General features: G+C 52.4%; 23 protein-coding genes. 10 read left to right on the top strand and 13 right to left on the bottom strand.

Translation table 11 applies throughout. The features are described from left to right. Position 1: 1 nt before the first annotated feature. The gene (locus AC1MDE_RS24190; RefSeq protein ID WP_038647753.1) at positions 2-625 is read right to left on the bottom strand and encodes a TfoX/Sxy family DNA transformation protein; all 624 of its coding nucleotides are present in this window, start codon (positions 623-625) and stop codon (positions 2-4) included. Positions 626-846: 221 nt separating this feature from the next. On the opposite strand from AC1MDE_RS24190, the gene sulA reads away from it, so the two are divergent. Together sulA and ompA are read left to right on the top strand one after the other, a co-directional pair. Beyond that, entirely contained in the window at positions 847-1,338 is a 492-nt protein-coding gene (gene sulA / locus AC1MDE_RS24185; RefSeq protein ID WP_034820439.1) for an SOS-induced cell division inhibitor SulA, read from the top strand. Positions 1,339-1,687: 349 nt separating this feature from the next. Then, positions 1,688-2,761 carry a porin OmpA gene (ompA, locus tag AC1MDE_RS24180; protein ID WP_058959662.1) on the top strand — a complete coding sequence of 358 codons (1,074 nt, stop codon included), beginning with the start codon at positions 1,688-1,690 and terminating at the stop codon, positions 2,759-2,761. A gap of 91 nt (positions 2,762-2,852) precedes the next feature. Here ompA and matP read toward each other — a convergent pair whose 3' ends face one another. After that, complete coding sequence (gene matP, locus AC1MDE_RS24175; RefSeq protein WP_141399037.1) at positions 2,853-3,320, bottom strand: macrodomain Ter protein MatP; 468 nt, start codon at positions 3,318-3,320, stop codon at positions 2,853-2,855. A gap of 53 nt (positions 3,321-3,373) precedes the next feature. Between matP and AC1MDE_RS24170 the strand changes: the two genes are divergently transcribed. Continuing rightward, positions 3,374-5,236 (top strand): AAA family ATPase, encoded by a 1,863-nt coding sequence (locus AC1MDE_RS24170; protein ID WP_045831668.1) that lies wholly within the window; start codon positions 3,374-3,376, stop codon positions 5,234-5,236. Positions 5,237-5,303: 67 nt separating this feature from the next. Then, positions 5,304-5,822: a bifunctional 3-hydroxydecanoyl-ACP dehydratase/trans-2-decenoyl-ACP isomerase gene (gene fabA, locus AC1MDE_RS24165; RefSeq protein ID WP_034820448.1), complete on the top strand. Its 519-nt coding sequence runs from the start codon at positions 5,304-5,306 to the stop codon at positions 5,820-5,822. A gap of 66 nt (positions 5,823-5,888) precedes the next feature. On the opposite strand, the gene rmf is transcribed toward fabA, so the two are convergent. From rmf to rlmKL, 6 genes are all read right to left on the bottom strand, one after another. After that, entirely contained in the window at positions 5,889-6,056 is a 168-nt protein-coding gene (gene rmf, locus AC1MDE_RS24160; RefSeq protein ID WP_007887362.1) for a ribosome modulation factor, read from the bottom strand. A 269-nt stretch (positions 6,057-6,325) separates the two neighbouring features. Beyond that, a complete protein-coding gene (pqiC, locus tag AC1MDE_RS24155; protein WP_058959663.1) occupies positions 6,326-6,892 on the bottom strand; it encodes a membrane integrity-associated transporter subunit PqiC in 567 nt (188 codons plus the stop codon). Continuing rightward, positions 6,892-8,532, bottom strand: a complete 1,641-nt coding sequence (gene pqiB, locus AC1MDE_RS24150; RefSeq protein WP_480345151.1) for an intermembrane transport protein PqiB — start codon at positions 8,530-8,532, stop codon at positions 6,892-6,894. Before pqiB ends, pqiC begins: the two co-directional genes overlap by 1 nt. Beyond that, positions 8,504-9,787: a membrane integrity-associated transporter subunit PqiA gene (pqiA, locus tag AC1MDE_RS24145; protein WP_058959665.1), complete on the bottom strand. Its 1,284-nt coding sequence runs from the start codon at positions 9,785-9,787 to the stop codon at positions 8,504-8,506. Before pqiA ends, pqiB begins: the two co-directional genes overlap by 29 nt. 16 nt (positions 9,788-9,803) lie before the next feature. Further along, the gene (locus tag AC1MDE_RS24140) at positions 9,804-11,717 is read right to left on the bottom strand and encodes an ABC transporter ATP-binding protein (RefSeq protein WP_480345150.1); all 1,914 of its coding nucleotides are present in this window, start codon (positions 11,715-11,717) and stop codon (positions 9,804-9,806) included. A 5-nt stretch (positions 11,718-11,722) separates the two neighbouring features. Beyond that, a complete protein-coding gene (gene rlmKL / locus AC1MDE_RS24135) occupies positions 11,723-13,840 on the bottom strand; it encodes a bifunctional 23S rRNA (guanine(2069)-N(7))-methyltransferase RlmK/23S rRNA (guanine(2445)-N(2))-methyltransferase RlmL (protein WP_058959666.1) in 2,118 nt (705 codons plus the stop codon). Between the two features lie 97 nt (positions 13,841-13,937). Between rlmKL and AC1MDE_RS24130 the strand changes: the two genes are divergently transcribed. Beyond that, a complete protein-coding gene (locus tag AC1MDE_RS24130; RefSeq protein ID WP_058959667.1) occupies positions 13,938-15,047 on the top strand; it encodes a YcbX family protein in 1,110 nt (369 codons plus the stop codon). Positions 15,048-15,051: 4 nt separating this feature from the next. On the opposite strand, the gene AC1MDE_RS24125 is transcribed toward AC1MDE_RS24130, so the two are convergent. From AC1MDE_RS24125 to AC1MDE_RS24105, 5 genes are all read right to left on the bottom strand, one after another. Then, on the bottom strand, positions 15,052-15,594 hold the full coding sequence (locus tag AC1MDE_RS24125) for a cell division protein ZapC (protein ID WP_034820471.1): 543 nt from the start codon (positions 15,592-15,594) through the stop codon (positions 15,052-15,054). Between the two features lie 149 nt (positions 15,595-15,743). Continuing rightward, entirely contained in the window at positions 15,744-16,754 is a 1,011-nt protein-coding gene (pyrD, locus tag AC1MDE_RS24120; protein ID WP_479398222.1) for a quinone-dependent dihydroorotate dehydrogenase, read from the bottom strand. A gap of 117 nt (positions 16,755-16,871) precedes the next feature. Beyond that, the gene (locus AC1MDE_RS24115; RefSeq protein WP_236699718.1) at positions 16,872-17,873 is read right to left on the bottom strand and encodes a glycosyltransferase family 2 protein; all 1,002 of its coding nucleotides are present in this window, start codon (positions 17,871-17,873) and stop codon (positions 16,872-16,874) included. A 2-nt stretch (positions 17,874-17,875) separates the two neighbouring features. Next, on the bottom strand, positions 17,876-19,393 hold the full coding sequence (locus AC1MDE_RS24110) for a lipopolysaccharide biosynthesis protein (RefSeq protein WP_034820480.1): 1,518 nt from the start codon (positions 19,391-19,393) through the stop codon (positions 17,876-17,878). Between the two features lie 94 nt (positions 19,394-19,487). Further along, on the bottom strand, positions 19,488-20,294 hold the full coding sequence (locus tag AC1MDE_RS24105; protein WP_480345149.1) for a hypothetical protein: 807 nt from the start codon (positions 20,292-20,294) through the stop codon (positions 19,488-19,490). Positions 20,295-21,039: 745 nt separating this feature from the next. On the opposite strand from AC1MDE_RS24105, the gene ssuE reads away from it, so the two are divergent. The 5 genes from ssuE to ssuB are packed head-to-tail and all read left to right on the top strand — an operon-like array spanning position 21,040 to position 25,305. Then, entirely contained in the window at positions 21,040-21,591 is a 552-nt protein-coding gene (ssuE, locus tag AC1MDE_RS24100) for an NADPH-dependent FMN reductase (RefSeq protein ID WP_058959670.1), read from the top strand. A gap of 10 nt (positions 21,592-21,601) precedes the next feature. Beyond that, positions 21,602-22,561 carry a sulfonate ABC transporter substrate-binding protein gene (locus AC1MDE_RS24095; RefSeq protein WP_072226499.1) on the top strand — a complete coding sequence of 320 codons (960 nt, stop codon included), beginning with the start codon at positions 21,602-21,604 and terminating at the stop codon, positions 22,559-22,561. 11 nt (positions 22,562-22,572) lie between these two features. Continuing rightward, positions 22,573-23,718, top strand: coding sequence for an FMNH2-dependent alkanesulfonate monooxygenase (ssuD, locus tag AC1MDE_RS24090; RefSeq protein WP_034820486.1), 1,146 nt, complete (start codon positions 22,573-22,575; stop codon positions 23,716-23,718). Positions 23,719-23,728: 10 nt separating this feature from the next. Beyond that, on the top strand, positions 23,729-24,517 hold the full coding sequence (gene ssuC, locus AC1MDE_RS24085) for an aliphatic sulfonate ABC transporter permease SsuC (protein ID WP_034820490.1): 789 nt from the start codon (positions 23,729-23,731) through the stop codon (positions 24,515-24,517). Further along, positions 24,514-25,305, top strand: a complete 792-nt coding sequence (gene ssuB / locus AC1MDE_RS24080; RefSeq protein ID WP_058959672.1) for an aliphatic sulfonates ABC transporter ATP-binding protein — start codon at positions 24,514-24,516, stop codon at positions 25,303-25,305. Before ssuC ends, ssuB begins: the two co-directional genes overlap by 4 nt. Positions 25,306-25,386 lie beyond the last annotated feature (81 nt).

Genomic DNA, 25,386 nt, shown 5'->3' with positions numbered 1-25,386 from the left:
TTTAACGTTGCTCCACCGCATTTTTGGGGTGGAGCGTTTTGACATACCACGCGTAGAGCTCATCTCTAATCGCTGCAGGCAATGCGGCCTGGTGATGTCCGGAAATCGCCCCTTCCAATGCCATTAACGTTTTCAGCCCGATATGTTTGTTAACGGCACGCAGTTTGAGCCAGCTCTGGCGCGATCCCATTTCATGCAGCACTTTCACTGAACTGATGCCAACTTTATGCAGCATCATCTCCATGCGCAGGCTAAGGTTAGGCAGATCCTTTAGCCGTAAGGTCACTGTCCGGTTTGCTAACTCATGCTGTGCTGCGTGCAGCGCACTGGCCGACAACCGCAAGAGTTGCTCAGGATCCTGCCAAAGCTTCGCATCCACCTTGAAGTAATTCAGTTGCACTGGTATGCCGCGTTTGCGATAGACCAGCGGTTCAAGAGCACGTTGGGTGTGGTAAGTCTGCAATGCCTCACTGGCACGCAGGTAAAGCGCGTCTTCATTGATATACGCAAAAATGACCTTTTCTACTGTCAGAGCATAGCCACCAAATTGCGTTCGGGATTCGATCTTTCCCAGCGGCGCCAGCTGTGTTTTGGATTGTTTAACGAGTGGATTGTTGGTTTTCATTACAGCTCCTTTCCGTGAATTCTCATTCGAGAAAATTCCTTAAAATCCTGGGTTTTCATCTGGTTAGAAGATAGAAAAAACCCATTAGCTGTTCAATGAATAAAAGCATTTGCTGTGTGCGATGTGCACAATTTGCGAGGTGTTTTCAGAAATTGAGGTTGATCTTTATCCAGGAAGACATTACTGTACATCCATACAGTTCATTACTGAGTGATTAAAACATGCGTACTCAATTCTCTGGCCTTGCTGATCGTTCTCAACGTTTTGCTTCTTCAAGCCTGACGCAGCCTTCTCTGGGTGGAATTACTGAACTACGTTACAGCGAACAACCTGGCATGATGCAGTTACTGCTGTTGCCGGTGTTAAAGCAACTCAGCGAACAGTCCCGCTGGCAGCTGTGGTTAACACCTGCGCATAAGCTGAATCGTAACTGGATGCAGCAGTCAGGATTACCGCTTGAGAAAAGTATGCATATCACCGAATCTGAACGACTCACGACAGTGGAAAGTATGGTGAAGGCTCTGCGCACGGGAAATTATAGTGTGGTTTTGGCCTGGATTCCGTACGAATTGAATGATGAAGAGCGGTTTGAACTCGAAATGGCAGCGGCAGAAGGTGAAGCACTGGGTTTAATTATGCGTCCGCAAGGTCACGATCGCGTCTTGTCCAGACAACCAAATACGCCAAAAATTCCGTCGGATTTGTTTCATTAAGTAAAACCAGGAATTTTCTCACGCTTTTTTTTCTTAAGGATGCTGCTAAGCCACTGATTCTTTTCCCGCCAGCTTTGACAATGGTTTAGCCGCATTTTCTCAATTCGCTGGCGAAGATTTTGCCATGTGATTTGTTAAAATGTGTGTATAAATCCCTGTTTTTTTGCTGGCTGGCCTCACATCATACTTGTAACTTTCCAATCTCGTTGTAGACTTTATCTCGCCAGGGTGCTCAATAACCTCCGTTTTTTCGGTAGAGTCAAAAGCGAGCGTTTAGACCCGGCGAAGGATTAACACAAAGAGCAACCTTTTTGCTCATTGCCTATTTGGATGATAACGAGGCGCAAAAATGAAAAAGACAGCTATCGCAATTGCAGTGGCACTGGCTGGCTTCGCTACCGTAGCGCAGGCCGCTCCTAAAGATAACACCTGGTATACCGGTGCTAAACTGGGCTGGTCTCAGTATCACGATACTGGTTACTACGGTAACGGTTACGCGAACAACGACGGTCCAACTCACGAATCTCAGCTTGGTGCTGGTGCATTCCTGGGCTACCAGGCTAACCCATACCTGGGCTTCGAGCTGGGCTACGACTGGTTAGGCCGCATGCCTAACAAAGGCGACCAAGTTAACGGCGCATTCAAAGCACAAGGCGTTCAGCTGGCAGCTAAACTGAGCTACCCAATCACTGAAGACTTTGATGTGTACACCCGTCTGGGCGGCATGGTATGGCGTGCAGACTCTAAGCAAGCCAACCTGAACACTGGCGACCGTATCAGCAACCACGACACCGGCGTTTCTCCGCTGGCTGCTGTTGGTGTTGAATACGCACTGACCAAAAACTGGGCAACTCGCCTGGACTACCAGTGGGTTAACAACATCGGTGACGCAGGTACCGTTGGTGCGCGTCCAGACAACAGCATGCTGAGCGTCGGCGTTTCTTACCGTTTCGGTCAGGATGAAGCAGCAGCACCAGTTGTTGCTCCAGCACCTGCTCCAGCGCCAGTTGTTGAAACCAAGCGTTTCACTCTGAAGTCTGACGTACTGTTCAACTTCAACAAAGCGACTCTGAAACCAGAAGGCCAGCAGGCTCTGGATCAGCTGTACAGCCAGCTGAGCTCAATGGATCCTAAAGACGGTTCTGTTGTAGTACTGGGCTTCACTGACCGTATCGGTTCAGAGCAGTACAACCAGAAACTGTCTGAAAAACGCGCTCAGTCTGTAGTTGATTACCTGGTCTCTAAAGGTATCCCTTCTAACAAGATCTCTGCACGCGGTATGGGCAAATCTAACCCAGTGACTGGCAACACCTGTGACAGCGTGAAAGGCCGTAATGCCCTGATCGACTGCCTGGCGCCAGACCGTCGCGTTGAAATCGACGTGAAAGGTATCAAAGACGTTGTAACTCAGCCACAGGCTTAAGTTATCACGCAATAAAAAACCCCGCTCTTGCGGGGTTTTTTTTATCTCTTTTCAACTGGCTAACAACACCATCATAGTGCACACATCAGCGCTATTCGTTCTCTGATCCGCCTTTACCCAGAATCGCCTGAAGATCCTGCTTAAGCGTTGACATCTGGCTGGCATACTTCTCTTTGCGCTCGGCATCTTCAATCAACTGCACAATGGTTTCTGATAGCGTATTACTGCGACGCTGCGCCAATCCTGCCAGACGCTGCCACACCAGATATTCCAGATCGATCGACTTCTTACGCGTATGCTGATGTTCCGCATTAAAGTGCCGCTTACGGCGCGCACGAATAGTCTGCTTCAGACGGTTCTCGAGATCGGGGTGAATGTGCTGAGCTATCCATTCCGCTACCTCTACTGGACTATTTTCCATCGCCAGTAAGGCATCCACTGCAGCCTGCGCGGCGCTAAGCTCAAGATGACGGGTGATCAATTCACCCTCCCGATGCTTTTTCACCAGGTATTTCCACTTCCATCCACTTTCAAGATTTTCGAGTTGCTGGTATTTCATCGGAATCTCATCGTGATCACGTAACAAACTAAGAATAACAGCTTTTTTCCCGGATGCAGCAAGGAAAAACATGTAGCGGTCATCACATTTCGGGCTGGAACTCCGCAGTGCTTAACAAGGTTGATTCCTGTATAATCGCGCTTTTCCTAAATCTGACTAATGCGAATATTTTGACCAGCACTCAAATTACGTGGCAAGCCCTGCAGCCGGATAGCATCCGCTACCAATCCATTTTCTCAAACGTCTCACTGGAAGATAGCGATAGTCTTGCCGCGGTTCAGCCGCGTCTGCTGAATGCGCTGGCGCATTTGCATCATCAAACCTTAGGTTTTCCTCTGTTGCTATTACGCAGTCAGGAAAACAGCGATTACCTCGCGTGCATCGCCGAAGCCGCACAGCGCTTCCAGCCCGAAGAGATCGCGCTGTATGGCGGTGACTATCATGTCATGGGTGACACGGTCAGCCTGATGCCGCCCAGCGATGCTAACCGGCCATTCACCAGTCAGGGCGGTGTTCACTTTGCCGACTGGATTGAAGCAGAACAACTGTTTGGTTGTGTGCGTCAGTACAAAGATCGTATTCAGCCCGAGCCGGGGTTGATTCATCAAGCCAATGGCGGCACTTTAATCCTTTCCGTGAATACGCTACTGGCTCAGCCACTGCTATGGCTGCGTCTGCGTAAGTGCATCGAGCAAGGCCGCTTTGACTGGTATTCGCAGGACGAACGCCAACCGTTGCCCGTGGCCATCCCTTCCCTGCCGCTGCAACTGCGCCTGGTACTTTGTGGCGATCGTGATGCGTTAGCCAGCTTCCAGGAATTGGATGCAGAAGTGCATGAAATGGCACTGTACAGCGAGTTCGAAGAGAACCTGCAGATCACCGATGAAGAGGACATGACTTTCTGGTGCCAGTGGACGCTCACGCAAGCTGAACAAGCCGGTCTGGATCAGCCTGCAGCCGATTTCTGGCCGCTCTTGATCAATGAGGCGGTTCGTTTTACGGGTGATCAAGAAACCCTGCCGCTCTGCCCGCGCTGGTTACGCCGTCAGCTGCAGGAAACCGCGCTGCACGGTGACGTCATCAATGCTGAAGCATTAAAAGAAGCACTGGAAGCGCGCGAATGGCGTGAAAGCTACCTGGCTGACCGCATGCGTGACGAAATTCTGCTCAATCAGATTATGATTGAAACTGAAGGTGAAGTGGTGGGACAGATTAACGGTCTCTCGGTGGTGGAGTTTCCAGGTCATCCGCGTCCGTGGGGCGAGCCGTCACGTATCACCTGTGTTGTTCATCCAGGTGATGGTGAATTCACTGACGTTGAGCGTAAAGCCGAGCTGGGCGGTAATATTCATGCGAAAGGCATGATGATTATGCAAGCTTATCTGATCGCTGAACTTGAACTCGAGCAACAGCTGCCCTTCTCAGCCTCGTTAGTGTTTGAACAGTCCTATTCCGAAGTGGATGGCGATAGCGCTTCACTGGCCGAACTCTGCGCGCTGATTAGCGCACTGGCCAATCAGCCACTAAGCCAGCATATTGCGGTGACCGGTTCCGTGGACCAATTTGGTAATGTGCAGCCTGTTGGCGGCCTGAATGAAAAAATCGAGGGCTTCTTCAACATTTGCCAGTCACGCGAGCTGACAGGTAAACAAGGCGTTATTTTGCCAGCCAGCAATGTGCGCCATTTGAGCCTCAGCGAAGCTGTGGTCGATGCGGTGAAGCAAGAGCAATTCCACATCTGGGCAATCGAAAGCGTGGATGAAGCGCTACCCTTATTAACCGGTATCGCATGGCAAAGTGAGAGCGGCGAGTCACTGCTCAATACCATTCAGGAACGTATTGCACAGTTGAACCAGCAGGAAATTCGTCATCGTCCGTGGCCATTCCGCTGGCTCAACTGGTTCAACCACAGCTGATTGATTTGCCCAGCGTACAACTGTTCGCTAATATTCGGGCTTCACTAAAAGAAGGCATATTGAGAACATGGTAGATAAACGCGAATCCTATAGCAAAGAAGACCTGGTTGCCTCAGGTCGCGGCGAACTGTTTGGCGAAAATGGACCGCCGCTTCCCTCTGATAACATGTTGATGATGGACCGCGTGGTCATGATGACCGAAGACGGCGGTAAATTTGACAAAGGTTTTGTGGAAGCCGAACTGGATATCCGCCCTGACCTGTGGTTCTTCGATTGCCACTTTAAAGGCGATCCGGTCATGCCTGGCTGCCTCGGCCTTGACGCCATGTGGCAGTTGGTTGGTTTCTACCTCGGCTGGTTAGGCGCTGAAGGTAAAGGCCGCGCACTGGGTGTGGGCGAAGTGAAATTCACCGGTCAGGTACTGCCAACCGCGAAGAAAGTCACTTATAAAATTCACTTCAAGCGCGTGATCAACCGCAAGCTGGTGATGGGCGTGGCTGATGGTGAAGTCTTCGTTGACGGTAATCTGATTTATACCGCGACAGATTTAAAAGTAGGCCTGTTTAAGGACACTTCTGCCTTCTAATTCCCCAAACGAAAACCTCCGCATTCAGCGGAGGTTTCTTCCTTCATTTATGGACATCCGACAGTGCTAGGCCACCGCCGACCTGTCCTCCATGGCTTGACGCCAACCTCCCAACCAGTAAGACCGCGCATCGATCATTTGATAGGGGCATATCTCTTTTGAGCGGCCAGTAATACCCGCTTGATAGCCTCGTGAATGTGCACGTTCCAGGCGGTCTCTTTTCTGTCTCTTCATGCCTCGATTCCCTCATTTCAGGTCTGGTGGATTCTGGGTGGAAAGAAAGAGTGGCGATATAATGTTCAACCACAGTAATGTTCTAACCCCAAGCAGAAGAAAGATCAATGCGCAAAATTCACGCCAATGTCATCATTTTGACGTTAAAACGACATCTATAATTGTCAATTACGTGTATATCTGGCTGATAAGACGATAAAAAAAGCCCCTGATTTGATGTCCGTCACACAACGGCAAATCAGAGACTTAGCATAAGCATCGAACAAATCTTAATTTAGCGAAATGACACTTTTTGCGATTTGTTGTGCCGTTTGCTGCCAGCCGATAGCCAGAGTACGCACCAGCGCATCATAGCCATCTTCGTTTTGCGGCAGAGTCAGATTAAAGCCATGTTTGATTAAGCGCCCTTGATGTTGCAGGAGCCATTCTCCGCTCACCACAACCTGGCCATCATAGCGCCCCTGGAAACCGGTCACATTCACCGTCAAAGTATCGTGGCTCTCACCCAACGGAGCACTGGCAACAATTCGGCCCGGCAGCGCTTTGCTGAGGTTGCTGATCAATGTCTGTTGTAGTTGTTGATCCAGCGGACTGGCCCACAAGTTATTGGCAGCAATCACATACTTTACATCGCTGGTCTGATACACCAAACCGTTCCCTGCCATAAAGTCCGGCACCGACACTTGCTCGACCCAAATCATTGGCAGGTTGCCGCTGGATGCGCTGTCTACACGCGCGACGTTGCTGCCCGCAGGCAGCTGATAATAGGTGTTTTCGATGGTGCTGCTACAACCTGCCAGGAGCAGCATCGCACCAATAATCAGCCCTTTTTTCACTATTTCGCCCTCTTTGGCTGGGGATCCTGGCCCGGTTTGGCTTCAAACACCAATGCATTGCTCTTGGTATTGAGCGTTTTCAGCACCGGTTGCAATTCGCGCAGCACCTGGTCAAGTCGCTGCATGTCTCCTACCAGTTTGTTATAAGCCGGTGAACCCGGCTGCAAGCCTTTCATGCTACGATTCAACTCGCGCAGCGTCTGCTGCATATCTTCTGGCAGCGTTTTCATCGCCGGACTGGCAGTGATGTGATTGAGGTTATCCAGAGTTTTCTGCAGCTGCTGCATCGTACGCTGGCTCTCTTTCAGGGTGCCTGTCGCTTCGGTAATCATCGGATTTAATGGCAGACCGTTGATCTTATCCAGCGCTGCCGTCAGCTTCTGCTGGATCTGACTCAATCCACCACTGACCGTTGGAATCACCTCCAGTCCCGCAATCTCATTTGGACCTTTATACGCCGGTGCGTTGTCATAGAAGTCCAGATCGATGTACAGCGCACCCGACAACAGGTTACCGGTTTTCAGCGTGGCGCGCAGACCTCGCTTCTTGCCATCCTGCAGATGCTGCTCAAGGTTGAAATCTCCGCCCAGACGGCTGATAAAGCGATCCGGTTCGATGCGAATCAATATCGGAACACGATAATCGTTATTCAACGCCTGATTAACACCTGGAATGGTGTAAGGCACTTGCGAGACAGTCCCCAGACGAATGCCGCGGAACTCAACCGGCGCGCCTACCTGCAAGCCACGAATCGAATCGGTAAAGAACAGCAGGAAGTCGGTGTGGGTGGTATACAACGAATCCTGGATGCTGCGCTGATCGTCAAACAGATGGTATTCCGCTTTATTCTCGGCGATCTGCCCCAGCTCCGCGCCATCTGGCACATCAAAACTTACGCCACCGCTAAACAACGTAGTCAGTGAACCCATTTCCACCCGCATGCCGGAGGCAGACATGTCGACGGCGATGCCGCTGTCTTTCCAGAAACGGACATTGGTCGTGATCAGACGATCGTAAGGGGCGGCGATGAACAGTTGATAGGTCATCATGCGTTTATCGGTATCAAAGGTGCTGGATTCAACCGTACCCACGCGATAGCCACGGAACAGCACCGGATCGCCCGCATTTAGCTGTCCGGCCTTTTTACTGTCGAGTGTGATGCGAATGCCTTTGGCATCCGGCGGTGCCAGAGGTGGTGCATCCAGCAGTTGATAGTGCTCAGGTTGATCGCCCTTCGCACCTGGCTGCAATTCAATATAGGCACCCGAGAGTAATGTGCCAAGACCGGTAATCCCTTCTCGCCCGATCTGCGGTTTCACCACCCAGAATACGCTGTCGCCATGCAACAGTTTTTCCATACCAGAATTGAGGCGTGCTTTGATCTCCACATGGTGCAGGTCGTCAGTCAATACCGCACTTTCCACCACGCCAACATTGACACTGCGGCTCTTAATGGTGGTTTTTCCGGCCTCAATACCTTCAGCGCTTTCGGTGATCAATGCCACCTCCGGGCCCTGATGGCTGAAATGATAAAATAAGATCCAGCCACCAATGAATAGCGTGACGATGGGTACAATCCAGACCGGTGACCAGCGTTTAATCTGGTCGACCTTAGCAGTCCCGTGATGGTTGTCCGTCAAGACACGGCTCCTTTCGTTCAGTTTCCCGTAATCGATCCCAAATCAGGCGCGGATCAAACGTCATCGCTGCAAACATGGTAAGAATCACCACCATGGCAAACAGTAGCGCGCCTGGCGCAGGGTAAACACTCATCAGCTGCCCCATCCGCACCAGCGCGGATAACACAGCGATGACAAACACATCAATCATTGACCAACGGCCAACAAATTCCACCACCTCATACACCACGTGCATCTTCTCATCATCACGCCGGCCACGACCACTGGCGTGCCAGCAAAGCCAGGCAATCGCCAGCATCTTGAGTGAAGGCACCATGATGCTGGCGATAAAGATCACCAGCGCCACTGGCCAGGATCCATCGCTCCACAGCAGAATCACCCCGGCCATAATGTTCGAGGGATACTGCGAGCCAAGCGTCTCGGTGACCATAATCGGCATGATGTTTGAGGGAATGTAGAGCATCACCGAGGTGATCAAGAGTGCCAGCGTCCACTGCAAGCTGTGCTTACGTCGCGGTGCAGCGACCACGCCACAGCGAGGACACTCAGCCTGCCCGACAGATAAGATAGCGGTACAGCAAGGACAACTGCGCAATCCCTGCTTCAACCCACTGATTCCGGCTTGCGGCACCATCGGCAATGCCGGGAGTGGACCCATGCTCTGCCACACCCATCGCCGATCTACACACTGAAATGCGCGCAGCTGTAATACACAGAATAGACACCACGGCCAGAAACTGCTGCCAAGGCCAATTTCGCCGTAGGCCATCAGCTTCACAAAGCTCACCAGCACGCCTGCCATAAAGATCTCGGCCATGCCCCAACTGCGCAGCTGGAATAAAATACGCGCCAGCCCAAGGCGCAGAATGTGCGGCATACGCACGCGATTCACCAACAGCAGAATGGTGATCATGCAGAACGCGGGAATCCCCTGTACAAACAGCAGAAACAGTGTCGCCAGGCTGCGGTAATCTTCACGATCCATCACCGCGGGAATTTCGAGCAGCGAGATTTGGCTGCTCAGCCCGGCCACATGCATATTGATAAAGGGAAATAGATTCGCCAGCACCAGCATAAACAGTGCCGCGAAAGCGTACCCGGTAGGACGTTTTCGCGGCTCATGCCAGTTAGCGGTCAGCGTGGTATGACAACGTGGGCAGCGCGCGCGACTGCCCACCGGCACGGCAGGCAATTTTACGGTTAAATCACACTGTGGACAGAGCATCCACTGGTGCGCCTGATCCGTTGCACACATACTGACTTCCTCTGTGTTACGCGCCGTTTTTCAGCGCTTCCAACTCTTCCCAGCGCTCAAACGCCACTTCCAGCTCTTTTTCCGTCTGCGCTAACGCATCCAGAACCGGTTGAGTTTTGTCGTGCGGCTGGCTGAAAAAGTCCGGATGGCTCATTTTCGCCTGCAGTTCGCCGATACCTGTTTCCAGTTGCTCCAGTTTTTGCGGCAGCTGTTCCAGTTCACGCGTCAGGTTATAGCTGAGTTTGTTCGCGCTACGTTTTGGCTCCTGATTTTTCTCTGCCGCTTTGGGCGCAGCGGATGCGGTTTTCACCGTAGCGGACTTGGTTTGCTTATAGGCGCTACGCTGTAACTGCGCATCGTGATAGCCGCCGACAAAGGCACCAATCTCACCGTTGCCTTCAAAGATCCAGCATTCGGTCACGGTGTTATCGACGAATTGACGATCGTGGCTCACCAGCATCACGGTGCCCTGATAACCATCCACCAGCTCTTCCAGCAGCTCCAGCGTTTCCACGTCAAGGTCGTTGGTCGGTTCATCGAGAATCAACAGGTTGCTAGGTTTCAGGAACAAACGCGCTAACAGCAGGCGGTTACGCTCACCACCGGATAACGCACGCACTGGCGTCATCGCACGCTTCGGATGGAACAGGAAGTCCTGCAGATAGCCCAGCACATGGCGCGGCTTACCGTTGACCATCACTTCCTGTTTACCTTCCGCGAGGTTATCCATCACGGTACGATCCGGATCCAGTTCAGCACGGTGCTGGTCGAAGTACGCGATCTCCAGCTTAGTCCCGCAGTGTACGCGACCACTGTCCGCTTTTAACTCATCCAGCATCAGACGCAGTAAGGTGGTTTTACCACAGCCGTTCGGGCCAATCAGGGCGATCTTATCGCCGCGCTGCACCTGAGTGGAGAAATCGCGCACCAGCGTTTTGCCATCCACGCTGTAATTGACGTTTTCCATCTCAAATACAATCTTACCTGAGCGAGCGGCTTCGCCGACCTGCATGTTGGCTTTGCCCATCACATCACGGCGTTCTGAACGTTCACGACGCAGCGCTTTTAATGCGCGCACGCGGCCTTCATTACGGGTACGGCGCGCTTTGATGCCCTGGCGAATCCAGACTTCTTCCTGCGCCAGCTTGCGGTCAAACTCCGCGTTCTGCATCTCTTCGACGCGCAGTGCTTCTTCTTTACCCAGCAGGAATTGATCGTAATCGCCCGGCCAGGAAACCAGTTTACCGCGGTCGAGATCGACAATACGCGTCGCCATATTGCGGATAAACGAACGGTCGTGCGAGATAAACACGATGCTGCCGGTAAAGGTCTTAAGGAAGGTTTCCAGCCAGTTGATAGTTTCAATATCGAGGTGGTTAGTCGGTTCATCGAGCATCAGCACACGTGGATTGCTCACCAGCGCACGGCCCAGCGCGGCTTTACGCAGCCAGCCACCGGAGAGTGAGGAAAGCTCAGTGTCAGCTTCCAGACCAATCTGCTGCAATACGTCATTGATACGGCTATCGAGCTGCCACAAATTCTGATGATCCAGAATGGTTTGCAGACGCCCCATCTCGTTGAGGTTTTTCTCGCTTGGATCTTCCATCACCAGATGGGAAATCGCATGGTAGGCTTTCAGATGCTCAGCCTGCTCTGCAACGCCTTCCGCCACGAAATCGTAGACTGAACCGGTAATGTTGCGCGGTGGATCCTGCTGCAGACGTGCCACAACCAAATCTTGTTCGTAAATAATGCGGCCATCATCCAGCGGTTGTTCGCCGTTGATGATTTTCATTAATGTGGATTTACCGGCACCGTTACGGCCCACCAGACAGACGCGTTCGCCCTCTTCGATGTGCAGTTCGGTGTTATCCAACAGCGGCGCATCGCTGAATGAGAGGTAAGCGCCATGGATACTGATCAGTGACATAAAACTTATTCCTTACCGGCGTGGCTAACCAGCCAGCAGTTGTGAATTTGACGGTTGCGTGAGAAATCTTGCGACAACGTTTTTTGGGTAATTTCCTGCGCCTGTAAGCCCAGAGCGGCTAAACCGTCCAGGTCCATTTTGAAACCGCGCTTGTTATTCGAGAACATAATGGTGCCACCGCGACGCAGCAGACGTTTCAGATTCTGCATCAGCATCATGTGGTCACGCTGCACGTCAAAATCGTCTTCCATTCGTTTGGAATTCGAGAAAGTCGGCGGATCGATGAAGATCAAATCAAATTGTTCGTCACTGTCACGCAGCCAGCTAAGGCAATCGGCGTGCATCAGTCGATGCTGACGTCCGGTCAGACCATTAAGACGCAGGTTGCGCTCGGCCCACTCCAGATAAGTGCGAGACATATCCACGGTGGTGGTGGTTTTCGCACCGCCTAGCCCGGCGTGCACGCTGGCGGTGCCGGTGTAGGCAAACAGGTTAAGAAAGTCTTTACCCGCGCTCATTTTGCCCAGCATTTGGCGGGCCAGACGGTGATCCAGGAACAAACCGGTGTCAAGATAATCGGTCAGATTCACCAGCAGACGCGCGTCAAACTCCTGTACTTCGAAGAAGTCGCCCTTTTCTCCCAGCTTCTGATACTGATTTTTACCCTTCTGACGCTCACGGGTTTTCATCACCAGTCGATTGGCCGGAATCTCCAGCACGCTCAGCGTCGCGCTGATCACATCAAACAGACGCTGACGTGCTTTATTGGCATCCACGGTTTTCGGTGGAGCATATTCCTGAATTACCACCCAGTCGCCGTAGCGGTCTACCGCGACGTTGTATTCCGGCAAGTCGGCATCATACAAGCGATAGCATTCAATGTTGGACTGCTTCGCCCACTTTTCCAGCTTCTTGATGTTCTTACGCAGACGGTTGGCAAAGTCTTCGGCAATCTGCGCACTGCCTTCACCGCTGGTCGCGGCCAGCTGATAGTTTTTCTGCACACATTCCAGTGGGCCATTTTTGGCTTTGAACTGACGGTCGGCGCGCAGTTGCAGGCAGCTTAGCAATTCCGGCGACGCACTAAACAGAGACAGATTCCAGCCGCCGAACTGCTGTTTCATAATGCGTCCCAGCAGGCTGTGCAACGCAATCAACGCCGGTTCGCTTTCCAGACGTTCGCCGTAAGGCGGGTTGCTCAGCACGGTGCCGGTGATCTCCTGGCCCGCCAGCGGGTTCTTCAGCTTAATCACATCCTGCTGGGCAAAAGTGAACAGTTCGAACACGCCAGCACGACGCGCATTGGCTCGCGCAGATTCCAGCACGCGGCTGTCATTGTCGTAACCGAAGAAGCGCGCGGTTGTGGCCGCCGTCCCCACACGGGCACGCTCTTTCGCCTCAGCCAGTACTTCCTGCCACACCGCCTGATTATGGTTTTTCCAGCGATTGAAACCCCAATGAGTACGCAGCAAGCCCGGCGCGCGATCGGTAGCGATCAGCGCCGCTTCCAGCAGTAAAGTACCAGAACCGCACATCGGATCGATCAATGGCGTGGTGCTCTGCCAACCAGAACGCATCACTATCGCGGCCGCCAGCGTCTCTTTCAGCGGTGCCTGACCGGTTTGCTGACGATAGCCACGCTGATGCAGCGCATCGCCGCTCAGATCCAGTGCGATGCTCACGCGATCTTTATTCAGCCACGCATTAATACGGATGCCTGGCTGTTCACGATCCACGCTTGGACGCTCCAGATTCTGACGCGTAAAGCTGTCAACAATCGCATCTTTGATACGTAATGCACCGAACTGGCTGTTGCGGATCACCTCATTGGTACCGCTAAAGTGAATTGCAAAGCTGGTGCTGCTGTCGAACATCTCGGTCCAGGGAATGCTCTGCGCGCCCACATACAGGTCGAGATCGCTCCAGACGCCAAATTCTCCCAGCGGCAGCAAAATACGCGAAGCCAGTCGGCTCCACAGCAGGCTTTGGTACATCACACGGTCATCGGCACGGAAGTGGACGCCGCCCTGCACCACCTGCAAATCCTGCGCACCCAGCGCGTCCAGCTCAGTTTTTAACAGCTCTTCGAGCCCACGCGCCGTACTGGCAAACAGAGAATTCATATCGTCACTTTTTACTCTTGCTAAAATTGTTGCGCATTATAGCGAATCAGCGTCCTATGTCATAAAGTTAGCTTCTTTTTGTCCTGTTGGAGTTTCGATGATTACGCTTTCTCGCCTCTATATTCATCCGGTCAAATCGATGCGCGGTTTGCAACTGTCTCATGCACAGGTGCTGGAGAGTGGTCTGGCGTTTGATCGCATCTTCATGGTGACCGAACTGGACGGCACTTTTATTACTGCGCGACAGTATCCGGACATGGTGCGCTTTACTCCTGCGCTGTTACCCGATGGCTTATTTTTAAATGCCCCGGATGGCAGCCAGGCCTTAATTCGCTTCAGCGATTTCACGGCACAATTGTCACCCACTGAAGTGTGGGGGAATCATTTCACCTCGCATATTGCGCCCGCCGAAATCAATGATTGGCTGAGTGAATTCTTTCCGCGTCCGGTGCAATTGCGCTGGACCGGTGTGGCTCCCACGCGACGGGTGAAAAAATTTGATGAGGTATCGCTGAGTTTCGCGGATGGTTTTCCCTTCCTGCTGGTGAATATGTCGTCACTGCAGGATCTGCAGCAGCGTTGCCCGGCCAGCGTTCGCGTTGAGCAATTCCGCCCTAACCTGGTGGTCAGCGGCGCAGCCGCATGGGATGAAGACAGCTGGAAGCAAGTTAAAATCGGCGAGATTGTTTTTGATATGCCCAAGCCCTGCAGCCGCTGTGTATTCACCACCGTGGGTACCGAAAGCGGGCGCAAACATCCCGAAGGTGAACCCCTGGCCACGTTACAACGTTTCCGCAGCGGTCAGGACGGCAGCGGAGATATCGATTTCGGTCTGAATCTGATCGCCCGCAACAGCGGCGTGATCCGCGTCGGCGATGAGCTGACGGTTTTGGCTCGTCAGACACCGCGAGCTTACGGAGCGGGCGCGGTGGTGGAAACCCTCAAACCGGCTGCCAGCCAACAGGCAGAAGTGATCATTGGCTATCAGGGCAGTGAATTTACCGGCGACAACCAGCAAGTGCTACTCGAACAACTGGAGATGCAGGGCTTTCGCATTCCCTACTCGTGTCGTGCCGGGATATGTGGTAGCTGCAAGGTGACGCTGGTATCGGGCGAAGTGAAAGCGCTGAAACAGAGCGCAGTGCGCGCAGACGGAACGATTCTCAGTTGTAGCTGTATTCCCGCAGGCGATATTGTTTTGGCTTAAACGCTTAAACCGCCCGCGCAAAGTGGGCGTTTTGTTCCTGCTGATGCGGCCGCAAACGATCGTTCATGATCTTTATCGCGTCGCCTAACTGCATACCTTTACCGGCTACCGATAATGTATTTTGCGCCAGCAGACACAACGCCGCATTTTCGCCACTCTCGACCACCAGCAATTGCGCCTGTTCGCCGCTATCGGCCAGCGTCACGGCTACCATATCGCCTGATGCGGGTTGCCAGCTCTGGGTATGGCTGGTGAAATGCCAGCTTTTTGGCATGAGCGGTTTTAAAAAACGACTCGCCACTAATGCGTTTAAGACTAATTCCGCGCGCTGATCGCCTTTTAATCCACTCTGTCGGCAACGCTCTTCAAACGTAAAATACAGGGCAGCGTCATCGACACAAAAACCACTGACATTAAAGGCATCTGGTGTCAGCATTTTACGCGAGAAGCGCGAACGAAATAGCATGCCATCGGCCAAATCCAGCATCATACGATCGTGCTCTGCGTCAAAATACCAACGCCAGTTATCATCAGGTTTGATTTTCATGATGTGCCCTGTGGTTAATCGCTGCGCTAAATGGCGCTCAATGAAAAAATAAAACTCTAAGGAAAAGCTGAAAAAAACATCAGCAGGACAAAATATAAACGAGCCGAAGGGATAAATAAACCCCCCGGCGCGGGAAAGTGGGAAATGTCTTAGAGATGGGTCACGATATCTTTAATTAAACCTGGGCCTTTATAAATAAAGCCAGAGTATATCTGCACCAATGTGGCCCCTGCGGCCATTTTTTCACGAGCGGAAACCAGTGAATCAATACCACCGACGCCAATAATAGGTAAACGACCTTGCAGCTCTTGCGACAAGCGGCGAATCACTTCAGTGCTGCGTGACTGTACCGGACGGCCACTTAATCCACCCATCTCATCGGCATATTTAAGTCCAGCAACTAAAGCACGATCGAGCGTGGTATTCGTGGCAACGACACCGTCAATTTCATGGCGCACCAAACTGTCGGCAACCTGGATCAATTCTTCTTCAGAAAGATCCGGCGCGATCTTCACCGCGACCGGCACATATTTAAGGTGCCGTTCCTGCAGCTCTTTTTGTTTTAATTTGATCGCCGAAAGCAGATCGTCCAGCGCTTCGCCATATTGCAGCGTGCGTAATCCAGGTGTGTTTGGCGATGAAATATTGATGGCGATATAACCGGCATGGGCATACACCTTTTCCATGCAGATCAGATAATCGTCTTTGCCTTGCTCCACTGGCGTATCTTTATTTTTGCCAATATTGATACCGAGCACACCTTTGAAACGCGCTTTTTTAACGTTCTCGACTAAGTGATCGACGCCGTGATTATTAAAGCCCATGCGATTAATAATCCCTTCCGCTTCCACCAGACGGAACATGCGCGGCTTATCATTGCCAGGCTGTGGACGTGGCGTCACCGTCCCGACTTCCACGAAGCCGAAACCCATCGCACCAAAGGCATCAATGCACTCTGCGTTTTTATCGAGGCCTGCAGCAAGCCCCAGCGCGTTAGGGAAAGTCAATCCCATGCAGGTCACCGGGCGTGACGGCAGCGACTGGCGAATCAGTCCTTCCAGCGGCGTTCCGCTGATAAAACGTAATTGTTGAAAGGTGAGTTCGTGCGCACGCTCTGGATCGAGCTTAAACAGCGCCGGCCGGACGATAGGATATAACATGCACTCTCCTGAATGGCGGAAGCGAAGAAGTCGGGTGCACGGAAATTTGTGCGCCAGAATGGTAAAGGCCTCTGGCGCAAAAGTAAATTTAATCAGCAGCGGGAGAATTGATCACGGTCAGCGACGTGCAGAATAGCGCCCGACTTGTTCACGAACATTTTGCAACCCGAGGTAAATCGACGGGCAATACCACAGCAGCTTCAGGCGCGAATCCTGTTGCAGCATCTTACTTACCACTTGATTCACCGGAGCCTGCCATTCATTGGGCACGGTCATGTGATTTTTACGGATTTGCGCGAGACAGCCCTTCATCACCGTCTGGTAGTAATCATCCAACAACAACTCATCAACGGGTTGCTGCTGGTCGCGTAAAAACTGCTCGCTGCTTTGTCGCGCAATGAAGTAATTTTTTACCCACGAAAAGTCACGCGTGCTCTGTGACAATGAACTGAGCATGAAGCGCTTGTAATAGTAGCTTTGGCTGGTGCAGTAGATTTGACGCGCGGCCATATAGAGCGCAAACATCCAGGGCGCATCTTCGTGGTTCTGAATGGGAAGGAACTGCAACGCCAGCTGATCGATTAAACGTCGCGACATGATCGAACTCCACACCACGCGATGTGCCGACTGGTGTTGCAGCAAAATGTGCAGACTTGCCCTGCCCCCGGGCAATAAACCACTGACATGACGTTGATGAATACGTTGATACTGGCGCTGCGCCACAGGCAGATCAAGAAACATCTTCGCGCCAAAACAGAACAGATCAATCTCCTGATGCCTGGCCTGTACCCGTCGAAAATCAGCAAACAGTTCAGTCGAAACGAAATCATCCGCATCCATGAAATAGACAAAATCACCGGTGGCTGCGGCGAGTCCTTTCATACGCGCCGCGCTGACGCCGCCGCGTTCACCGCTCAGCAGTGTGACCTGCGGATGCGCAGCAGCGAAAGCGGTGAGCCAGGCAACACTGCTATCACTGGAACCGTCATCAATGATAATGATCTCATCGGGCGGTGATGATTGACGTAACAATGAACCCATCGCTTCTGGCAGCCACGTGGCACAGTTCCAGTTTGGCACGATGACAGAAACGGTCGGCACGCGGCGAGATGTCAACATTCTCATCCTCTCTCCTCAACATTGAATAACGGCAAGCGCAGACGCTTTAGCACCAGGCTATGCAGCAAACAGCACACACCAAGATTGATTGCGCCAATCAGGCCTAACCACAGCAGGTTGATCCAACGGTTTTGATTCCAGTCGATAGGCAAGAAGGTGCTTAACCAGGCCATCAGCGCGGATGCCGCCCAAATCAACATCACATCACGCGTGAGCCAGGTGAAATGCAGACCGGGCGCGAAACGGCGATGTACCAGCCATGCCCAACCCACTAAATAGAAGATGTTTTGCCCCAGCCACAACCATCCGGTACCCAGCGCGCCAAAATGCATCGCGCACCAGATGTTGAGCGGTACCAAAATCAATGCGAACACGCTGAAGCCTTGCATATGCAATTTGAGATTGCCGTTGATGTATTGCAGGTGATACAGCAGGCCACAGATGGCCTGAATGCCGCTGCCCAGCGCGTAAAGACTGAGCACAAATGACATCTCATCAACAATCTGGGTTTTCTGGGTCCAGGCCCAAAGCAGCGGTCCGGCGTAGCAGGCAATGGTGATACTGAGCGGCGCCATAAATATCGCGACGGCCTGAGTGGTATAGCGATAGAGTTTTAGCGCTTCCGCATCGCCTTCATTACGGGTTTTCATGCCGGTCATGCGCGGCACAATCGCCTGCATGATCGGGCTGCTGAGCAGCAGAATGCCGGTAGCCGCGGTCGCCACCACGGTAAACGAACCGTATTGGCTTAGCGGCAGGGTTTTGGACAGGACCAGTCGGTCAATCTGTGAAATAAAGGTCCAGACCGCACTGGAGTAGGCCGCGCTGAGCGCAAAACGAATAAAGGGCCGCAATACTCCTTTCAGGTCATCACGCTTCTCTTTGCGCGCGGAACGTGGGACCAGTTGGCAGGATTTGTAAATACAGCATGCCGCTTCGGCAATCGATACCAGCAATTGCCAGATAAAGAAGGTCAGCACAGGGTTAGGGAAAAACTGAATCACCACCACGGCACCAAAAGTACGCAAAGTGGTGATGATCAGGTTAACGCCATTTAGCCAGACCTGATGTTCAAATCCGACAATCACGCTACGATACGGGCTGGTACGCCAGCGTATGGCCGCGGTAATGACCATAATGCCAACCGCAATCACCACATCCCTGGCTGGCAGATGTTGCGCATTGAGCCAATGAGCGGCAATCCACGGCGTGGCAATCCAACCCAGCACCACAAGGATAAGCGTTGAAATCAGAAAGAATCGCGTCAAGGTGGCAAACAGCGCCGGGAACCAGACAAATTCGGCTTGATTGGCACGATAGCGCGCAGCTTCACGCATTAAGGTAGTAGAAACCCCGGCATCCAGCAGTTGTAACCACGTCAATAAAATAGAAAAGAAGCCGACCAGACCGTAAGCTTCCATTCCTAAATGTTGAATATAAAGTGGTACCACCAAAATACCTGACAGCGTCAGATAGATTTGGCCAACATAGTTGGCAATCGCGTTACGTTTAATCGACATAAGTGTTTTGGTGTCAGGTTTTCTCAAGGAGAATTAGCGTGGCATAAAAACAGCTCGGCGCACACGGGACTAATTCTTAAAACCAACGTTGGTCTCATACAACAGAGGTTTTTCTGACTTTCATCAGATTGAAATAGATGTCCGGTTGTTTCAACATGAGTTTTTCCATGACACCCTGTGCAGGAAACTGCTCTGAAAAATAGTGAATGGCGTGCCGCACATTATCAGAGAGCTTGTCTGTGTGATTTAAATCCTGCTGAATCAGGTTCAATAACCCGCCCCTTAAATAACTTTGCCGATAAGCATTCCTTTCAGGCAGATAATGCGTCATTCGGGTCAATTTTTCATACTCTTGCATAAACTGTTGATAGCTTAACGTGGCACACTCTTCTTCGTCACTGGCGCTATTTAAGGTATCCAGTACCCAGACGGACTCCGTATTAATCAACCCAGCGAGCATCACATCCCGCATGCGATTCAAGGGTGTTGCGGCGTAAACAAGCGCAACACGCAGGATGAGGAGGTAATGTTGACACCAATGCTGCCCGGTCTGTAACTGCTGAAAGAGTTGTAATGAAGACTGCAATCCCGTTTTAAAAGTGTGCTGAGGGAACAGAGGTTGGATTAAACAGTTCAGCTCGGGACGCTGATCGCTGCATTTAGCGACCTCCAGCAACAGTGCGTCTGCAGGCGTAAAGCCAGCGGGTGCAAACAGTAAGAAGTCATCCTCATTCAAACCTGCAATCCTGTCAGGGTCTGTATTGACCAAATTAAAGCGTTGAGAGGTGATAACCGATTGGAGCTCATAGCAGCGAAGGGTTGAATCTGATAGCAGTCGATCTTCTTGCCCTGCGTTCATCGCTGGGCCAGACACATCGTGATCCGGAGAAAAGCGTTCCATATTTTATATCCCCAATAAAAGATGAAAACCTGAACCTTTCCCAATGAAATGCTCAAGTAAAAAAATAACAGACAAGCTGATGAAGATTTTTAGCGCAATTAATCTCAACAGATTATAAACAGGCTAAGGGCAGAGAATTCATTTTTTATCGGCCTTCCAGACGTCACCCTAATCTTAATTGTTAAAACTTTCTGAACCAGGGCTAAAGCATCGAGAATAAAGATAACAATTTTTAGCCAGAACAGAAGTAAGGCATGCCTTGTTTTTAATGTTTGCACGCTTTTGGAAACACTTAATCACGGATTAATCCATTATTTACCAGAGTTACACCCCCATCCAGAAATGACTAGCCGCTCTAAAAAGGGACTTCGATTTGATCCTCCCTCCTCTACCCTTTCATTCGTAAAAGAAAAAATATTCTTTTATCTTTTGAAAGGTTCGTTCATCCTTCATTTTTTCTTTCAAACACTCTATTAATAAGAAACTTCATCCAAATTAACCATTCCCCTGAGTGATACTCACGCCCGTGCTTAAGTGAGAAGCATTCATCTCACTCGGTTTTCAGAATATCCTTAGCCCAGAACACGACATGCCTTTCTCAAAAACATCCCCCTCACGCCAATCCCATATTTCGGCTTAAGTTTGCCAGATAAATCATTTATACCCGCGCACGCGCTCTGCCAGTATTGAACACATCAGTTCTCAATACCAGATAATCAATAACTTTCAGTTATAAGGAGTGACCATGCGAGTTATTACGCTGGCGGGCAGCCCTCGCTTCCCATCGCGCTCTACTGCAATGCTCAGCCTGTGCCAGCACGCGTTGGAAGCACGCGGTGTTGAAGTCATTCCCTGGAATATTCACAACTTCCAGGCGGACGATCTGCTCTATGCGCGCTTTGACTCCCCAGCCCTTAATGCGTTGAAAGACGACCTGGCGCTGGCAGACGGACTGATTGTTGCCACTCCTATTTATAAAGCTTCATTTTCGGGTGCGCTGAAAACCCTGCTTGATTTACTGCCAGAACGCGCCCTGGAACACAAAGTGGTGTTGCCATTGGCTAGCGGAGGTAGTGCATCTCATTTACTGGCCGTGGATTACGCGCTCAAGCCGGTATTGAATGCGCTGAAAGCCCAGGAAGTGCTGCATGGGGTGTTTGCCACCGATACGCAAATAGTGAATTACGACCGCCAGCCAGAGCTGGATCAACAACTGGCCAATCGCATTGATGATGCGCTCGACACTTTCTGGCACGCGCTACACCGACGCCATCAACCCTACGCACAAGCGGTATAAAGGAAAAATCATGAAAAGGATGTTTACGGGTTTACTGCTGCCAGCCTTTGCTGCGCTATTTGCCCTGAGTGCCAACGCCGTTGCCGCTGATGCCCCGGCGCAATTGCGTGTGGGTTATCAAAAAGGATCGGTGAGCATGGTGTTAGCAAAATCTCACCAGATGCTGGAACAACGTTTCCCCCATACCCAGATCAAATGGATTGAATTTCCCGCGGGCCCGCAGATGCTGGAGGCGCTGAATGTCGATAGCATTGATTTAGGCAGCACCGGTGATATTCCACCGCTGTTTGCACAGGCAGCAGGCGCGGATCTGCTGTATGTCGGTTCCGAACCACCGAAACCTCAGGCTGAAGTGATTCTGGTACCCAAAGATAGCCCGATTCACAGTGTGGCCGATTTGAAAGGCCATAAAGTCGCCTTCCAGAAAGGTTCCAGTTCACACAACTTGCTGCTGCGCGCGCTCGAACAGGCAGGCCTGAGCTTTAAAGATATCCAGCCCACCTATCTGACCCCCGCCGATGCGCGAGCCGCTTTCCAGCAGGGCGATGTCGATGCCTGGGCTATTTGGGATCCCTACTACTCTGCCGCCTTACTGCAAGGCAACGTGCGCGTACTGGCTGATGGCAGCAAGCTCAACCAGACCGGTTCCTTCTATTTAGCCACACGCAAATATGCCGAAGCCAACGGTTCATTTATCCAGCAAGTGCTGCATACCTTCAGCGATGCTGACGCGCTCACCCGCAGCCAACGCGAGCAAAGTATTGATCTGCTGGCACAAGCGATGGGCTTACCCAAGCCGGTGATTGCCAGCTATCTCGACCATCGTCCCCCCACCGCGATTACGCCGGTCAGCGCACACACTGCGCAGGCCCAACAGCAAACGGCCGACCTGTTTTATGCCAATCATTTGATGCCGGTAAAAGTGAACATCACTGACCGCATCTGGCATCCACAGTCCGCCCAGCCATAAGGAATTGAATCATGAGCATATCCGTATTTTGGTTTCTCCCCACCCACGGTGATGGGCACTATCTTGGCACCGCCGAAGGTTCGCGTCCTGTCGATCACGGTTATCTGCAGCAGATTGCTCAGGCCGCCGATCGCCTTGGCTTTGGCGGCGTGCTGATCCCCACCGGCCGCTCCTGCGAAGATGCCTGGCTGGTGGCCGCGTCACTGATTCCGGTGACGCAACGTTTGCGCTTTCTGGTGGCGCTGCGTCCGGGCGTGATTTCACCGACGCAGGCAGCGCGCCAGGCCGCGACGCTGGATCGTCTGTCCAACGGGCGCGCGCTGTTTAACCTGGTCACAGGCGGCGACCCTGAAGAGCTGGCGGGGGACGGCGTGTTCCTCGATCATCGGGAGCGTTATGAAGAATCAGCGGAGTTCACCCGCGTATGGCGTCGCGTTTCAGAAGGTGAAACCGTGGATTACGAGGGTAAACACGTCAAAGTGCGCGGTGCACGCCTGATGTTTAAACCGGTACAACAGCCACGTCCACCGCTGTGGTTTGGCGGTTCATCCGATGCCGCGCAGGATCTCGCCGCTGAGCAGGTCGATGTTTATCTCACCTGGGGCGAGCCTCCGGCATTAGTCAAAGAGAAAATTGATCAAGTGCGTGCCAAAGCGGCGGCACAGGGCCGTAAAGTGCGCTTTGGCATTCGTCTGCACGTCATCGTGCGTGAAACCAATGAAGAAGCCTGGCAGGCAGCGGATCGCCTGATTGCTCATCTTGACGATGCCACTATTGCCAAAGCGCAGGCGGCCTTTGCCCGTACCGATTCTGTCGGACAACAGCGCATGGCTGCGCTGCATGGTGGCCGCCGTGACAAGCTGGAGATCAGCCCAAACCTGTGGGCAGGCGTGGGTTTGGTGCGTGGCGGTGCCGGTACTGCGCTGGTGGGCGATGGCCCAACCGTGGCTGCACGTATGCAGGAGTACAGCGACCTCGGCATCGAGACCTTTATTCTCTCAGGCTATCCGCATCTTGAAGAAGCCTATCGTGTCGGTGAGCTACTGTTCCCACACCTTGATTTGGCCATCCCAGAAGTGCCGAAACCTCGCGTGGTGCAAGCACACGGTGAAGCGGTAGCCAATGATTTCACCCCGCAGAAAGTGTCTCAGAGCTAAGGAGTTCAGGATGGCAAAGTTTCAAAAACAGCTGAGTAATGCCCTACTGCCCTGGGCTTTACCGGTGCTGCTGGTTGCGGTGTGGCAGCTCGCTTCTCAGGTGGGCTGGCTCTCAACACGTATTCTGCCATCACCGGAAAACATCATTATTACGTTCTGGAAGCTGACGGTGAGTGGTGAACTGTGGCAAAACCTCGCCATCAGTGGCTGGCGTGCGGCGATCGGCTTTGCCATTGGCGGCTCGATCGGTTTGGTGCTTGGCTTGATCACCGGCACCTCACGCGTGGGCGAACGTTTGCTGGATACCTCAGTGCAGATGCTGCGCAATGTGCCGCACCTGGCACTGATCCCGCTGGTGATTCTGTGGTTTGGCATCGATGAGTCAGCCAAGATTTTCCTGGTGGCACTCGGCACCTTATTCCCGATTTACCTCAACACTTATCACGGTATCCGTAATATCGATCGTGGTCTGGTGGAGATGGCGCGCAGTTATGGTCTTTCTGGCTGGAGTCTGTTTATTCAGGTGATTCTGCCAGGTGCGCTGCCTTCGATCATGGTGGGCGTACGCTTTGCCCTCGGCCTGATGTGGCTGACGCTGATTGTGGCTGAAACAATCTCGGCCAACTCTGGCATTGGTTATCTGGCGATGAACGCACGCGAATTCCTGCAAACCGATGTGGTGGTGGTCGCCATCATTCTCTATGCGCTGCTCGGCAAACTGGCCGATGTCGCCGCTCAACTGCTGGAGCGCGTATGGCTGCGCTGGCATCCGGCTTATCAATTGAAGGAGAACGCATGAGCAACGCAACTTTAAGCCCGTCGCGTCTGAACAGCGGCACCCCGGTGGGCGTTAACGGCGTCAGCAAGCAATATGGTGATCGCACCATCCTGAACAACATCAATCTGCATATCCCGGCAGGGCAGTTTGTTGCAGTAGTGGGCCGCAGCGGATGCGGTAAAAGCACCCTGCTGCGCCTGCTGGCGGGACTGGAATCCACTTCGCGCGGTGAGCTGCTGGCAGGCACTGCGCCGTTAGCGCAAGCACGCGAAGACACGCGTCTTATGTTCCAGGATGCACGTCTGCTGCCGTGGAAGAAAGTTATCGATAATGTGGGTCTGGGTTTAAAGGGGCGTGAATGGCGGGCTGCCGCACTGGAAGCTCTGGAGGCGGTGGGTTTAGCCGATCGCGCTAACGAGTGGCCAGCGGCACTATCGGGTGGGCAAAAACAGCGCGTGGCGCTGGCTCGCGCGTTGATTCATCGACCCGGTTTATTGCTGCTGGATGAACCCCTCGGAGCGCTGGATGCACTGACGCGTATTGAGATGCAGGGGTTGATTGAATCGCTATGGCAACAACATAACTTCACGGTGTTGCTGGTCACCCATGATGTCAGTGAAGCCGTGGCGATGGCCGATCGCGTATTGCTGATCGAAGAGGGGCAGATTGGGCTGGATTTAACCGTGGACCTCGCGCGACCACGTCGACGTGGATCGGCGCGACTGGCGGAACTGGAAGCAGAAGTGCTGGATCGTGTGATGAAGCGCAGTCCGGCAGATCAGCCGCTGAAATTCGCCCAGCAGCGTTAGTCGAAGTCGAAGTCGAAGTCGAAGTCGAAGTCGAAGTCGAAGTCGAAGTCGAAGTCGAAGTCGAAGTCGAAGTCGAAGTCG

The sequence above is a fragment of the Pantoea folii genome (assembly GCF_056678875.1).
This window is presented reverse-complemented; position numbering and strand designations above follow the sequence as displayed.